The 14,069-nt window shown below is 45.9% G+C and carries 15 protein-coding genes; 7 read left to right on the top strand and 8 right to left on the bottom strand.

Annotation, left to right across the window (positions count from 1 at the left end; all coding sequences use genetic code 11):
* Positions 1 to 39: 39 nt before the first annotated feature.
* The 5 genes from L6466_RS04100 to L6466_RS04080 all read left to right on the top strand — a co-directional run bounded on the left by L6466_RS04100 (position 40) and on the right by L6466_RS04080 (position 3,445).
* Positions 40 to 327 (top strand): nitroreductase family protein, encoded by a 288-nt coding sequence (locus L6466_RS04100; RefSeq protein ID WP_237801995.1) that lies wholly within the window; start codon positions 40 to 42, stop codon positions 325 to 327.
* A gap of 13 nt (positions 328 to 340) precedes the next feature.
* On the top strand, positions 341 to 904 hold the full coding sequence (locus L6466_RS04095; RefSeq protein ID WP_237801996.1) for a flavin reductase family protein: 564 nt from the start codon (positions 341 to 343) through the stop codon (positions 902 to 904).
* A gap of 3 nt (positions 905 to 907) precedes the next feature.
* The gene (locus L6466_RS04090; protein ID WP_237801997.1) at positions 908 to 1,609 is read left to right on the top strand and encodes an acyl-[acyl-carrier-protein] thioesterase; all 702 of its coding nucleotides are present in this window, start codon (positions 908 to 910) and stop codon (positions 1,607 to 1,609) included.
* Between the two features lie 249 nt (positions 1,610 to 1,858).
* Positions 1,859 to 3,094 (top strand): permease, encoded by a 1,236-nt coding sequence (locus L6466_RS04085; protein WP_237813082.1) that lies wholly within the window; start codon positions 1,859 to 1,861, stop codon positions 3,092 to 3,094.
* 105 nt (positions 3,095 to 3,199) lie between these two features.
* Positions 3,200 to 3,445, top strand: a complete 246-nt coding sequence (locus L6466_RS04080; RefSeq protein ID WP_237793242.1) for a C1 family peptidase — start codon at positions 3,200 to 3,202, stop codon at positions 3,443 to 3,445.
* Positions 3,446 to 3,811: 366 nt separating this feature from the next.
* Here the strand turns inward: L6466_RS04080 and L6466_RS04075 are convergent, their stop codons facing one another.
* The 6 genes from L6466_RS04075 to L6466_RS04050 all read right to left on the bottom strand — a co-directional run bounded on the left by L6466_RS04075 (position 3,812) and on the right by L6466_RS04050 (position 10,285).
* Positions 3,812 to 4,057 (bottom strand): hypothetical protein, encoded by a 246-nt coding sequence (locus tag L6466_RS04075; protein WP_091819058.1) that lies wholly within the window; start codon positions 4,055 to 4,057, stop codon positions 3,812 to 3,814.
* Positions 4,054 to 4,254 carry a DUF4250 domain-containing protein gene (locus tag L6466_RS04070; RefSeq protein ID WP_237801999.1) on the bottom strand — a complete coding sequence of 67 codons (201 nt, stop codon included), beginning with the start codon at positions 4,252 to 4,254 and terminating at the stop codon, positions 4,054 to 4,056. Before L6466_RS04070 ends, L6466_RS04075 begins: the two co-directional genes overlap by 4 nt.
* A 2-nt stretch (positions 4,255 to 4,256) precedes the next feature.
* A complete protein-coding gene (locus L6466_RS14265) occupies positions 4,257 to 4,826 on the bottom strand; it encodes a DapH/DapD/GlmU-related protein (protein ID WP_284438424.1) in 570 nt (189 codons plus the stop codon).
* A gap of 51 nt (positions 4,827 to 4,877) precedes the next feature.
* Positions 4,878 to 8,687, bottom strand: coding sequence for a beta-galactosidase small subunit-related protein (locus tag L6466_RS04060; protein ID WP_237802000.1), 3,810 nt, complete (start codon positions 8,685 to 8,687; stop codon positions 4,878 to 4,880).
* Positions 8,688 to 8,846: 159 nt separating this feature from the next.
* Positions 8,847 to 10,106, bottom strand: coding sequence for a permease (locus L6466_RS04055; RefSeq protein WP_237802001.1), 1,260 nt, complete (start codon positions 10,104 to 10,106; stop codon positions 8,847 to 8,849).
* An 11-nt stretch (positions 10,107 to 10,117) separates the two neighbouring features.
* Positions 10,118 to 10,285, bottom strand: a complete 168-nt coding sequence (locus tag L6466_RS04050; RefSeq protein ID WP_237802002.1) for a hypothetical protein — start codon at positions 10,283 to 10,285, stop codon at positions 10,118 to 10,120.
* 255 nt (positions 10,286 to 10,540) lie between these two features.
* Here L6466_RS04050 and L6466_RS04045 point away from each other — a divergent pair, with 255 nt between their 5' ends.
* Both L6466_RS04045 and L6466_RS04040 read left to right on the top strand, forming a co-directional pair.
* Entirely contained in the window at positions 10,541 to 10,798 is a 258-nt protein-coding gene (locus L6466_RS04045; protein ID WP_091819053.1) for a DUF8507 family protein, read from the top strand.
* A gap of 3 nt (positions 10,799 to 10,801) precedes the next feature.
* Positions 10,802 to 11,212, top strand: coding sequence for a putative toxin-antitoxin system toxin component, PIN family (locus L6466_RS04040; protein ID WP_237803563.1), 411 nt, complete (start codon positions 10,802 to 10,804; stop codon positions 11,210 to 11,212).
* A gap of 602 nt (positions 11,213 to 11,814) precedes the next feature.
* On the opposite strand, the gene L6466_RS04035 is transcribed toward L6466_RS04040, so the two are convergent.
* Together L6466_RS04035 and L6466_RS04030 are read right to left on the bottom strand one after the other, a co-directional pair.
* The gene (locus L6466_RS04035; RefSeq protein WP_237802003.1) at positions 11,815 to 12,186 is read right to left on the bottom strand and encodes a hypothetical protein; all 372 of its coding nucleotides are present in this window, start codon (positions 12,184 to 12,186) and stop codon (positions 11,815 to 11,817) included.
* A 28-nt stretch (positions 12,187 to 12,214) separates the two neighbouring features.
* The gene (locus L6466_RS04030) at positions 12,215 to 14,068 is read right to left on the bottom strand and encodes an AlwI family type II restriction endonuclease (protein WP_237802004.1); all 1,854 of its coding nucleotides are present in this window, start codon (positions 14,066 to 14,068) and stop codon (positions 12,215 to 12,217) included.
* Position 14,069 lies beyond the last annotated feature (1 nt).

Raw genomic sequence — 14,069 nt, 5'->3', positions numbered from 1 at the left:
TTTCCTATCTTTACACCCAGATTTAATATGTTTTGTGAAATGACCCTAGAAGAAGCTATTGAAGCCCGTCACAGTGTAAGGGCATATAAGGAACAGCCGTTGGCAGAGAATGTAGTCAAGGTGCTAGAAAAGAAAATCGCTGTACTGAACCGTGAGGGTAAGTTGCATATACAGCTTATTCGGAACGAGCCGAAGGCATTCCAAGGAACGATGGCCAAATATGGGAAGTTCCGTAATGTAGGCAACTATATCGTCATGGCAGGACAGAAAGCTGTTTTGAGATTGGTGCCGGAAAAGAAAACTTTGAATGGGTATGATGAACAATAAAACAAGCATAAATATGAAGAGTTTCAAATCAACTGCGTGGCTGTTGCCACAACCCGTGCTGATTATCGGCACCTATGACAAAGAAGGTAAGCCCAACGCCATGAATGCTGCTTGGGGTGGCCAGTGGGATATGCACGAAATCATTATCTCGCTTGGTTCGCATCAGACAACGGACAACTTGGCTGTAACTACTGAGTTTACCGTTGCCTTTGCAACTGCTGAGACAATGGTTGCCTCTGATTATGTAGGCATCGTCAGCGGTAGGAACACTCCAGACAAGATGGAGAAGACAGGCTGGAGTATTGAGAAGGCTCCTAATGTGAATGCCCCAGTATTCAAGGAGTTCCCGATGACGCTGGAGTGTCGCGTGAAGCAGAAGATTGACGAGAGTGAGACAGGCTACTACCTTGTAGCTGAAATCGTGAACATCCTTTGTGACGAGAAGTATCTGGCCGAGGACGGCAAGCCCGATGTGGAGAAGATGGAACTGATTACCTTCGATCCCGTTCACCACACCTACATCCAACTTGGCAAGACCGTAGGCAAGGCATTCTCTGACGGAAAGCAATTGAAGTAGGATATGTACAGCTTAACATATAAGGTAACAACAAGCACCTGTGACAGCGAAGGAAAGCTGAAACTCTATTCAGCTCTCCAGATGATGCAGGACTGCTCAGAGATGTGGATTGACAGCGAGCCGGAAGTCAAGGACTACTTCGTGCAACAGAATATGGCTCAGCTCTTGGCAACACGCCAGGTTGAGATTATCCGTGTGCCTGACTACAAAGAGGAGTTGACGGTGACAACCTCCGTCTATGGCATGAAACCCATGTTTGGATTCCGCAATACGTTCATCTATGATGCCCAAGGAAACCCCTGCTACAAGACATGGAGCATGGGAGCATTCGTTGACAAGTTGGCTGGAAAACTGAAACGTGTGGACGATGCGACCATACAATCAATGAAGCTGGAGCCACAGCTGGAGATGAACTACAAAGACCGCCGTATCATCCTGCCTAAGACGGAAGGTGAAGTGCTGGAGCCTATCAAGGTGCTACGTGCCGACATCGACTACAACAAGCATCTGAACAATGCCAACTATGTCCGCATGGCAATGGAATTGTTACCTGAGGATTTTGTGGTAACCGGCTTACGGGTAGAATATCGGGTAGCTGCAAAGCTTGAAGATAGTCTGACTCCTACTATTTACAAAATAGCTGATGGCATCATCGTTTCTCTGTCTATAGGGAGTGAGGTGAGTGCCATCATTGAGTTTACATAAACGATGCCCAAGGAACGGAACAAGGCTGATGGCTTTACTGTTGACACATCAAAAGCTTGTGACCACGAGAAATAGAAATTCAAAGAATGAGCAGGATTGAGCGAGAGAAGCTGACTGTCCGCAAGATGATAGAACTGTATTGCCGTCCTCAACTTCCACGTAGAAGGAGCCATGTTATACTTCAGGGCCAAAAAGAAATATTAAATCTTTTAGGTATTATAATTCATTATTTTATTGTACCTTTGCAGCATGGTTATGGATTTACAGGGTTTCCTCACATCGCTTCTGAACGTGGTCTGCGAAATGGCTCCCTATCTGTTGTTGGGATTCTTCATCGCGGGAGTGTTGCACGTATTCGTACCGCAGAAGTTCTATGCCAACTATCTTTCGCGTAACAATAAGCTGTCCGTGCTATGGGCAGCGCTGTTGGGTGTACCCCTACCCCTCTGTTCATGCGGCGTGATCCCAACGGCTATCGGACTCAGAAACGAGAAAGCTTCAAAAGGCGCTATCGCTTCGTTTCTCATCGCCACGCCACAGACGGGCATCGACTCCATTCTGGCCACGTTCTCTCTGATGGGACTGGGATTTGCTATTATCCGACCTACAGCAGCACTAATCACAGGTGTCTGCGGAGGATTGTTGGTAAACCGTCTGGTTCGTGAGGATGATTTAAAGGATGATTCGTTCACTTCATGCCTAGTAGAAAGCGGAAACAGGATTTGGCGCGTACTGAAGTATGCCTACTATGATATGCTTCGCGACATCGGTCTGCGACTGCTTATTGGACTTGTTGTTGCGGCATTGATTCAGGTAGCTGTGCCAGATGAGTTTTTCCTCTCCTTCGGCAGTCAGCCGTTGCTACAGATGCTGGTGATACTGGTCATCGCCGTACCGATGTATATCTGCTCGACGGGTAGTATTCCCGTGGCAGCAGCCCTGATGATGAAAGGACTCTCGCCAGGAGCGGCACTAGTGATGCTGATGGCCGGGCCTGCGGTAAATCTCGCCTCTATCCTCGTGGTTCACAAGTCGATGGGGCGTCGCTTTACATCGATTTATCTGATGACCATTGTTGGTTTTGCGGTTCTATTCGGCCTGCTGCTCAATGCTACGGGAATCGACTTCTCCGTCGCTGCCCAAGATGCTTGCTGCATAAGCACATCCGCCTTGCCCAGTCCGTTTAAGATTATTTGCGCCACAGTATTAACATTATTAATTATATTTGCTCTTATGATGAAGTTTTTCAGCAAGTTTACCGCCCAAAAGCCCTTAGACCCCGACGTGACCGTCTATCGTGTCGAGGACATGCATTGCAGCCATTGCGAGGCAGCCGTAGTCCGTGCCGTCGAGGATCTGCCTGGCGTAGAGAAAGCCAAGGCCAGTGCCTCTGCCAACACCCTCACCATCAAAGGCCCTGCCACAGAAGAGTCTATCCGTAAAGCTGTTGAGGGTATCGGATATACGTTCAAAGGAAAGGCTTGAAACCTATGAAATATACTTTGAAACACCTTCTCTGCCTCGTGGCAATGATGGGCGTGCTGACCGTTTCAGCGCAGGAGCACTTACAGAAAAAGGCATTGGCATCGGATGCCAAGAAGACTTTTACCGTTATGGGACAACTGGCAGATGACCTACGACCACGTGATAGTAATCTACGGTAAGGCCACCGACGAACAGGGCAAGCCCTACTACATGGTGAAGAACTCATGGGGAAAGAGCGGACTGTACAAAGGCATCTGGTATATGTCGCGCGACTATATCATGCTCAACACCACCTACCTCTTCCTCAATCGTCATACCCTGCCTAAAGCGTTACGCAAGGCAATAAAATAAAGTCACGTAGTAATTCTCGAGAGAATTCATCCATAATTAAGTGATTTAGCATTTGCAACTTAGTTATACAGGAAAAAATTCTCTCGAGAATTTTCTTACTACCATGTAGAAGACGGATTGAAAGTCGGTAAGATTGTTTTTGTTTCTAGGTTAATCAGCCCTCAGACATCAGCCATCGGCCATCTTCCATCGGAGCGAGACACTCACCCGTCCCCTCTGTTCTTTTGCCTATACGCAAACTACCGTTCGTCTATACTCAAATTGAAACGCATTTCAAAACGAAGAGCAAAGATAATACTTGTGTGCAGAAGGACGATATGCAGACTATCTACGATAAGATCGTTCATGCCGATATGCTCGTAAAAGTTATAACATTTTTTCCAATTGCTCCACAGCATGTGAGATATCCTCAGCAAAGTGCTGATGGTCACGAAGGAACTCTACGCTGCCACCACTGATAGCATCGTAGAGTTCCTGACTCATACTATCTACATAGGCCGCAATAGCATACTCAATATCATCCTTCTGCCAATCCAGCGAAGAATGGATATAGACATTCCTTTTCTGATGCAGGAAACTATAGGCGGTCTCTATACTGTCACGTGTAATCATTTGTCATAACCTATTGGACGGAACTGCTTCTGTTGTTCACTCCACACAAACCCATAACCCAGCAGATAATCCTTAATCTCCTGCGGCTCTCTGCTGAAAGCATAACATAGCGACTCAAGACTGTCAAACTCTTCATCTCTCAGAAGCATGTTGACGCTCGAAACCAATATTGCAGGATCATTTGGTAAAAAATCCATTGTCAATCCGTTTCAGTCGGTCTTACATCTATTGTTTTTATCACCTTGGCCGGTACACCACCAACCACCACATTGTCTGGCACATCCTTCGTCACCACCGCTCCTGCAGCAACAACAGCATTACGGCCTATGGTCACCCCCGGACAGATGGTGGCACCAATGCATATCCATGCATTCTCCTTGATAGTCACCCTGCCGAAATGAAACAGGTTGTGCCTGTCGTACAAGTCGTGGTCAACCGTTGTAATCTTCACCTCTGGGCCAATCAGCACATTATCTTCTATCACCACTCTGCCTGGAGAGAGTATCGTTGCTCCTTTATTGATGGTCACATTCTTCCCTATTGTCATCCGACATCCGCAATCACAGTAGAACGGAGAAACGATAGCGACGCTGTTGTCAATCTCGCATTGAAACAATTCCTCGAGCAGACGCTTATAGTCAGGATCTGTAGGCTTCTTAGACGAGATTTTCAGGCATAGTTCATGACTCCTAATCATCTCAGCCTCAACATGACGCATACGAGGATCTCTTTTGTCGCCACTTCCTGTGGCATCAATTATGTCAAACATATGCATTAAGAAAACGGTTCATACTTTTTGTTGGACGGCTATCGGAAGCTTTTATTTCTGAGACATCGGTTTGATGGTCAGGCGACGCTCATAGCGAGTGGGCTTCACCTGATAACCGGGCAGCACATAGCAAGCCGTACAACCCACACCCGTGGTGTTGTAATCGAGGTTTAGCGTGACGCCATCCTGCTTCCTCAACTGGTAGGTATAGACCGCCTTGGTGAGGTTGTCTGTGCTATAGTGGGAAGCATTGAAGTTGAACGGCTCGTCCATCGCGAAGCGCAGGCCCAGTCCTGCCTGATTACTCATGGTCATCCAGCGGTTATCACAGCGCAGTCCACAGTCCTGTGGTATGAGATAAGGCTCATACATATCGTCCACCATGCGCTCATAAATGCCAATGGCGTAACCAGTCTTACGGTCAGGATAGTTCTCCTCAGGGCCACGTCCATACCATTTCACCTGTTGCATCTGGTCATTCAGCGTCATGGTGAGTCCGATGCGAGGCAGGAGTGCAGGCATCGCCCCCTCAGGTTCAAGGATGTGATGCAAAGCAATGGTGCCATCGCCGTTGATGCGGTATTCATAAACCTCAGAGAAGCCCGAATAGCGCAGACCGGTGATATAGGCATCGAGCGTTGTGTTGACGGGAGCGCCAAACTGCGAGAAGCAGCGCACGTTGACATACACCTGTCCGTCGGCCTCGAAAGCCTCGCATGAGATAGGTATGCGGGTGATGGCATCCAGGTTGTTGCTATAGAACTCGTTGGCTATCTGAGAGCCATTCCATGCCTTACGGTTGTTGTAGGTGATACCCCACTGGTCCCAGCTGTCCACCTCGAGTGCCAGCGGAGCACGCCACACATTCAGTTGGAGCGGCGACTTGAGCAGTTCCTGTCCACCCTGACAGATGCTGAAGAGCTGACCATCGGGCGTAAAGGTATAAGAGAAGCCCTCACCATGCACGTTGATAGTATCGTTGGTACGGTTCAGCACAGCCTTGCCGACGGTCCTATCCGAGGGAATCTCTGGCATACGCCAGGGCAGTTCCAACTGGTCCCAAGCCACGACATGTCCTTTCTTTGCCCAAATCTCATCGTTCTTCAGCGTGCTAGTTATCATCAGTCGGTATTCGCAACCAGGCTTAATAGCAGGTTGGAACTCAAACACCTTAACAACCTTCTTACTGAGCGGCTCCACATCAGGGTTTAGAGTGCCCTGCTGCAGACAAGTGCCATCCTCATAGAGTTCCCATTTCATATCATAGAAAGAGGTGTTGAGGAAGTGGTTTCTATTCCAAATCTCCACCGTACCATTATCAGCACTCAGCAAGCGGCATGAGATAGGCTGGGCCGACTTCTTCATCTGATAGATTTCCGGTTGTACGGTACGGTCGGGCCATATCGTGCCATAGGTACGCGCACCGATGCCGTAACTGAAGTAGTTTCCCTCGTTTTGTTCCTTCTCAAAGTCCAGATTGAGCAGCTGTCCCGACTTGTCGGCAATGACAACATTATCCATCAGCGCATCGCAGATATACACACGCGTGTCCTGGCCGTGGGTCTGTTCGTTACGACCAATGTTCACAGGGAACGGCGCGTTGATGATATGACCCTGAGCCTCCATCTGTGCCACCTGCTTATGGTCGATGCTCACCGTCATCTGCTTACCGTCGTAGCAGGCCTCCACATGGTGCCACTTATTCTCCCAGTCGGCAGGCAGCGGGGCCGTCAGTTCGTACTTATGGTTAGCAGCAGTCTGTCTTCTGCCAAACGAACGACCATTAGCATCGCTATTAGCGGCAGGTGCCTTGTCGGTGTTGATATAGAACACCAGTTGCTCCCTACCCTTCTGCTCTACGCCAAACTGCCATTCACCCTTGGTGACAAACGAGCCACAAGAACTGATAAGCTTGCGTGGACATACATCAAAGCCAATGGTCAGTGCGTCGCCCGTCAGTTCCAGACAGTCATCACGATACACCTCCACCCACTCGTCGTGGCCACTCAGGTCGATGACATGATTCTTGCGGTTACGACTGTCGTCCACCAGTTTGGCATTACCCATGATATGAGCCATCACATCATGGCCCGACTTATCTGCAAGTCGGCGAGCAGGTTGCGTCAGTCCTGGCGACACGAAGTCCCACACAGCACCACCAATAATGCGCTCGTGCGTATAGACGGCACGCCACATCTCGTCAAACATACCGCCACTATTGCCAGCTACAGATATATACTCGTCCATAAACGACGGGCGCACATCACCATCACCATGACGTCCCACCTTGAGGTCCATAGCCAGCGGTGTTGGATAGCGCGGTCCGATGATATCCTCTGCCGGATGACTATAGGCATTACCACCATACATCCACCAGCGAGTGTGGTCGTATTTGCGTCCTTCATCAATCACCTCACCAATATTCGGTCCCTCACCACTCTCATTGCCGGCACTCCAGAAGAGCACCGCAGGCTGGTTGCGGTCGCGCAGCACCATGCGGCGCACACGCTCACGATACATCGGAATAAAACGCTTGTCGTTTGAGACCCACTCGGTGGCATGCGCCTCTACGCCAGCCTCATCGATGATATACAGTCCGTAGCGGGCAGCATATTCCAGATAGCGTGGTACAGGCGGATAATGACTGGTGCGCACACCATTGAAGCCAAACTGCTTGAGGATGGTCATATCCTTCTTCACCAGTTCATCCGACACGGCATGACCATTGTCGGGGTCCTGCATATGCGAGCACTGCGCATTTACCTTCAGCGGTTTGCCGTTGAGGTAGAACACGTTATTGCGCATCTCTGTCTCCTTGAAGCCCACATCCTGACGGGCATCCTCGGATGTACTCTCCGACAGGCGCTTGCCTGTGGCAGCATTCACGAGGTACATCTTGAGATTATACAGATTAGGCGTCTCGGCCGTCCATTTCAGGGGATTGATGATATGCTTATTCAGGTTCAGCGTCAGCGTGCTGCTGTTGCTATTGAATGTAGCCGCCTGGCTCTCCAGTCGTGCCACCTCTTCCCCATTGACGCCAGTCAGCACAGCCTGCACCTTTAGCGGCGTCTTTATGGGTTGCGCATCATAACTTCTGACGGTCACCTCAATGTTCAAGTCGGCATCGCGGTAGTCCTTGTCCAGATCGGTGGTCACATACCAGTCGAACAGACGAGTCTTGGGCGTGGCATAGAGATAAACATCATCAAAGATACCAGCCAGTCGCCAGTAGTCCTGACCTTCCAGATAAAAGCCGTCGCTGTATTTGATGACCTTCATGGCCAACGTGTTACGACCTTTCTTCAGATATTTCGTAATATTATATTCGGCAGGCTCCTGAGCACCCTCGTTGTAGCCCACCTCATGGCCATTGACCCACAGGAACGAGGCCGATGCCACCTTCTCAAAACGCAAAAAGACCTCCTCACCGTTCCAGTCAGAAGGAATGGTGAAAGTGGTGCGGTAGGCACCCGTCGGATTATAGTCGCGAGGTGTCTTGGGCGGGTCGGCTTTGAATGGTGCTGCTACATTGCGAAACAGCGGGTCGCCATAGCCCCTCATCTCCCAGTTAGAAGGCACATCGATAGTGGCCCACTTGGCATCGGAAAATTTCTCCTCGAAGAAGTTGACGGGGATTTCCTGAGGCGTATCACCATAGAAGAACTTCCATCTGCCATTGAGCAGCACATGATGTCCAGGGATATAATAGGCACGCGCCTCTTCCTGACCTTGTTCAAACACTTCAAGATTCTCGATGAAGTGATACAGGTTGTCAAACTCTCTCGTTTTCTCAGTCTGTGCAGATGCCGACGTCATAGCCGGTATCATCAACAACGCAGCAAATAGCTTTTTCATCATGATAGGTTTTTAGGTCGTAATTTGGCCATATTACTTATTAACGTGGTGCAAAATTAATCATTTTGGATGAAAATAAAGAACATTTCATCCAAAAAACACAAAAAACCATTCAAAGACTTTGCGACAAGCCAGATTATTAGTCCTGCCAGACATCCTACCTCATTTGACAATACCCTTGAAGGTATAGCCTATTCCCTCTACAGCTGCACGGATGACATCTTCTGTAGCAGAACCTTTGACTGTGAGCGTGTTGGCAGAGGCACTTGCCTTAGCGTTCTCTACACCAGGCACATCCTCTACGGCACGAACCACGGCAGCCTCGCAATGACTGCAATGCATATCCTCGACCCTGTAAACTGTTACATCGGGGTCTAATGCCTTTTTAGAGGTGAACTTACTGAAAAATTTCATCATAATCGCATAAATTATTAATAGTGTTAATATTGTAGCACAAACAAGTTTAAACGGACTGGGCAGGACGGCATTGCTTACGCAACAGGCATCCTGAGCAGCAATTGAGAAATCCAAGCCTGTGGCATTGAGCAGCATGCCGAAGAGGACGGCAAAAAACACGATAGTCAGCAGGTAGATAAAGGTAAATCTGCGCCCCATCGCCTTATGCACCACGAGGATGGAAGCCAGATTGACAGCTGGTCCAGCCATCAGCATCACCAATGCTGCACCTGGCGACAGTCCCTTCATCATCAAAGCAGCTGCCACGGGGATGCTACCTGTAGAACAGATATACATTGGCACGGCGACAACCAGTATGACCAACATCTGAAGCAACGGCTCACTGCCGAAGCTTAGGAAGAACTCATCGGGCACTGCCACCTGAATCAATGCTGCCACCACCAGTCCGATGAGCAGTCGAAGGCCAATGTCGCGAAGCATGTCATAATAGGCATACTTCAACACACGCCATATACGGTTTCCACTTTCCACCTGACAAGAACAGTTGTCAGCATCTGTGACATCATCCTCGACAACAAAACGGCTAATCAACAGTCCGCCGCAAATGCCTGTGATGAGTGCTGCCACAGGACGGATAATGGCAAATCCCAGCCCCATCAGCGAAAAGGTGGCCAGGATAGAGTCTATACCTGTCTGCGGTGTGGCTATAAGAAACGAAGCGATGGCCCCCTTAGAGGCCTTCTCGTTCTTGAGACCGATAGCAGTGGGAATGACACCACACGAGCACAGCGGCAGGGGTACGCCCAGCAAGGCCGCCCATACCACAGAGAACTTGTTGCTGCGTGAAAGGTATCTGGCATAGAATTTCTGTGGCACGAAGACGTGGAGCACCCCTGCGATGAGAAATCCCAGCAACAGATAAGGGGCCATCTCGCAGACAACGTTCAGGAAGGCTGCGGGCAGGTGTGCCAGCGCAGATGCTGAAGTCATGAGAATCTGCATCATATACATTTTTCTTATTTGTTGTTTTCCTTGATTACAGGCATTTCCGCTGCTTTCCAGGCGATGATACCTCCTATTAGGTTCACACACTTATATCCCACGCCAGCCAGTCGTCCGGCAGTTAAACCAAGTAAAGCCACAAAAAAAGCCATCATTTTTCTCATATACTTCTTTATCATCATTTATCCATTTGTTAATAATTAGTTGGATAATCTTTGCAATCAAAACATATTTAATTATAGTGCAAAGATAAGAATATTAATTTATATCGCAAGCGATTTATTAAAAACTTTAAGAGAGTTTAACGACGTCTGAGAACCTCGCAACTATTTCTTATTAACTCGTAAAAGGCCATACTTCTATTTTTTTAGTTATATTTTCTTGTTATATTGTTTTTTTTGTTTATCTTTGCATCAAGAATTAATTAGATAGAAGTTATGGAAAGCGTACAACCAACTGTTTTCAATCCTGCACAACTCTATCTTCTGGATGTGTTTTCTCGCATCAAGAGTGATGAGGAGTTGAATGACATCAAGCAGCTCGTGAGCGATTATTATGCTAAGAAGCTTGATGCTCATCTTAATCAACTTTGGAACGAGGGTGTCCTTGACCAAAAGCGACTTGATGAGATTAACGATATGGATCTTCATCAGTGGCTTCGTGAACAGAAAGATAAGGACAATCTTGCTGTATAGACTATCATGCGTATTGTACTTGACACAAATAGTCTTATACAGAGTATTTCTTCCAAAAGCACATACCATGAAGTATGGCAGTCAGTGCTGACGGGCAGAAATACTCTTTGTATATCTAATGAAATTCTGGAAGAATATGCAGAGATACTCAATAGACTTGCAGGAAAAAAGACTGCAGATCTTGTTCTCACAACGATTATAGAGTGTAAAAACGTTGTATTCCTTACGCCCTACTACCATTTCAATCTAATCACGGCAGACCCAGACGACAATAAGTTTGTTGATTGTGCTATACAAGCCAACGCACGTTACATTGTAACTAACGACCATCATTATGATGGGCTGCGTCAGATTGAATTTCCAAAAGTGGGAATTATTAAATTGATGGATTTTCTACAGATGATCCACGAATAACATTTAAGTGGCGTGTGAGGGAAATACTGAATAACACCTTGTTTTCACAAGAATCAACGGGGAATCTGACTCCTCTTACTTGTCAAGGAATCAGACGCCTTACTCATGAGTATGGAACGGAGTTCCCTAGAAGCAGAGTGATAACAGCCTGAGAGCAGGCTAAGCATTTCTTAATAGTAAAGAAACGAAGAAATTCTCGAGAGAATTCATCCCTAATTAAGTGATTTAGCATTTGCAACTTAGTTATACAGGAAACAATTCTCTCGAGAATTTTCTTACTACCATGTAGAAGACGGATTGAAAGTCAGTAATATCGTTTTTGTTTCTAGGTTAAACAGCCCTCAGACATCACACTCCTGCTTTCAGACATCAGCCGAGACACTCACCCGTCCCCTATGGACTTCTATTTGTTTGCAAAGATACAAAATTTTTGTTCACTCAAAGAGAACAGAAGATTTTATTATTCTGGTTTCCTCTCTTCTATCATTTGTTTTAAATTAAATTCAATAGAAAGGGGTAAAAAAACACCTGGAACAAGACGCATGTCAGTCCCTGATGTCCTTATTATTCTTGAGACCTTCCTGCTATCTTGATAAGGTATATTACCAATTATAACCTTCATCAAAGAATTGTAGATAATTTGCGGGTATTGTTTTTCGTATGGCTTTTACATTTTGATAATCACCATAAGTAAAACCATGGTCAGTCACAATATTCTCCACAAAATCATTACAGTTAATTCTGTAGCACATAGAATCTCCTCGACCTTCTCGATATGCTATTTTTCCCCAATTACGAGGAACACGACTTGTATAAAAACAAATACGTCCAGCATTACCCCATGAACCAGTATCTTCATTGTACTCATATACAACTTTTATATTAGCATGAGCTAGATAGCCGAGAAAACGATAATAATCCTCAGGTTTAGGGAAACGAAGTTGTCCAAGTTTTCCAAAATAGCTATGATACATATAGATTTTATTTTTAGTTAGTTATTATTTATATTCTATCCAAAGGGGTGTCTTCTGCAGCCATCCACATAACGGGTTCATTATCTTGTATATCGTATCTCATAGTCTGTCGTGCCACATATTCACGGGTTACGACATACCATTGACGTGCACTCATTGAACCATATTCCTGACCAAAATCCTCTTGCAGTTTTCTTGAAAGTGTCATAATATCTATGCCTTTATTCTCTTTCATCAATTCATTGGCACGTAACACCAAGCGTGGTGAATCAAATAATGAGGCAACAGTATACTCAAAGAGGCTCGGACTATTTTCCAAAAATATAAGGAGATGCTCTATGTCATATGAACGTATTTTCTTTTCTCCTCTTGATTTAAATGTTATGTAATCTATCTGACTTATGCTATCTGCATAGATAGATGGTGCCACAAAGATGCATTGTGATTTCTGTTGCTTCTGAAAGTCTGTAAGATGTCGTTCAATCGGCCAAACCTCCATCATGGTTTGTGTTCTTCCTAATGCCATCGTAACCTCAACCAATACACCATTCTGCCGTTCATAACATTCAATATCGCCTTTGTTACCTCCCGCTGTTGATGTTGGTAGTCCTTCGTCATCACAACTATAATTTGGAACTACTCTTACCTCAGGCATTCTGCAACGAATTGCCAAAGCGGTCAGAAACTCCAATCGCGTAGGAGCTGCCAATAGTTTTAATACATTATCTGTACTATTCTTCTTGGTGGCAAGATTAGTGAGTTCCTTCTTAATAATGTTCCAATTGTAAATAGAAAGCCAATTATCCAATAGTTTCTCGCTTGCAATAGATGATGGCTGTCGAGATGTTATCTTGATAAGATTCGCATCCAGTTCTGCCATGTAGTTAAAGTAAGAACGTTCATCATCGAAGTGATGATAATGCGAATAATGAGAAAGAATATATTCAACCTTCTCTATTTCGTTTTTATTGATATCAATGAAACGTCCAGCACCTCTTAAGGACAGTAATCCTGTCATGCGCATTTTGCGAATGAATTCATCAGGATAATCATTCATTATAGATTTAGAATTGAACTCCTTGAAGCTACCCTCCATGATTTCATCAATACATATATCACATATTACCTCATCACTGGGGTCGTAACCGTGTTCTTGTCGAAGTTCCACTATGCGCTGATATAGAGCTTCTGAATTGTTGTCTTTCCAGAATATCAGTAATGGCAGTTCGCGTCTCGACATTCCGCAGCCATTAAATCGAGGATCTGCATTTATTTTTTGTATTGTTTCCAACAAAAGAATCAGAGGGATATTATCATTCAATACACGAACAAATGGGTTCCTACGCTGTGACTTAGCCATAGCTTGCAAAAACACTTGTTGTTCATATTCTGGATGGGATATTTCTGTTGTAACAAATCCTGATTCTGGTTCAATCTCTATATCAAACGATTTAAGCAAATGATGGGCCAACGATGAAATAACTATAGGTTCGCCTGGCCAATAATAAGCTAAACCAAGTTCTTTCGTTAAATCATAGATCGTGGCAAAGCGGGATGGCCACCCATACGAAAAGCCAGCCTCTCCATGATGCTGAGGATTATTGCGAAGCATCAGTTTTACTTCCTCGTCATTTAGCATGTATTCGCTAAACTCTCCATTAGAAGTAGATGCCCATTTTTCTTGAACAGAAAGCAACTTCTTCATGGGCCTGTATAACCCATAACGAATAGTCTCACCACAAATCTTCGTAGCAAGTTCATCATTGAGAATCTGCCCCTCAAACTTATTCAGAACATACAGCATAAACTTTAATCTACCAGGATTGCGCATCGTGGTTGTATAAAGCAGAGGCTTATATTCAGGATTCGCTCTTCGTGCCATA

This window comes from Prevotella communis (assembly GCF_022024175.1).
Lineage (GTDB): Bacteria > Bacteroidota > Bacteroidia > Bacteroidales > Bacteroidaceae > Prevotella > Prevotella communis.
This window is presented reverse-complemented; position numbering and strand designations above follow the sequence as displayed.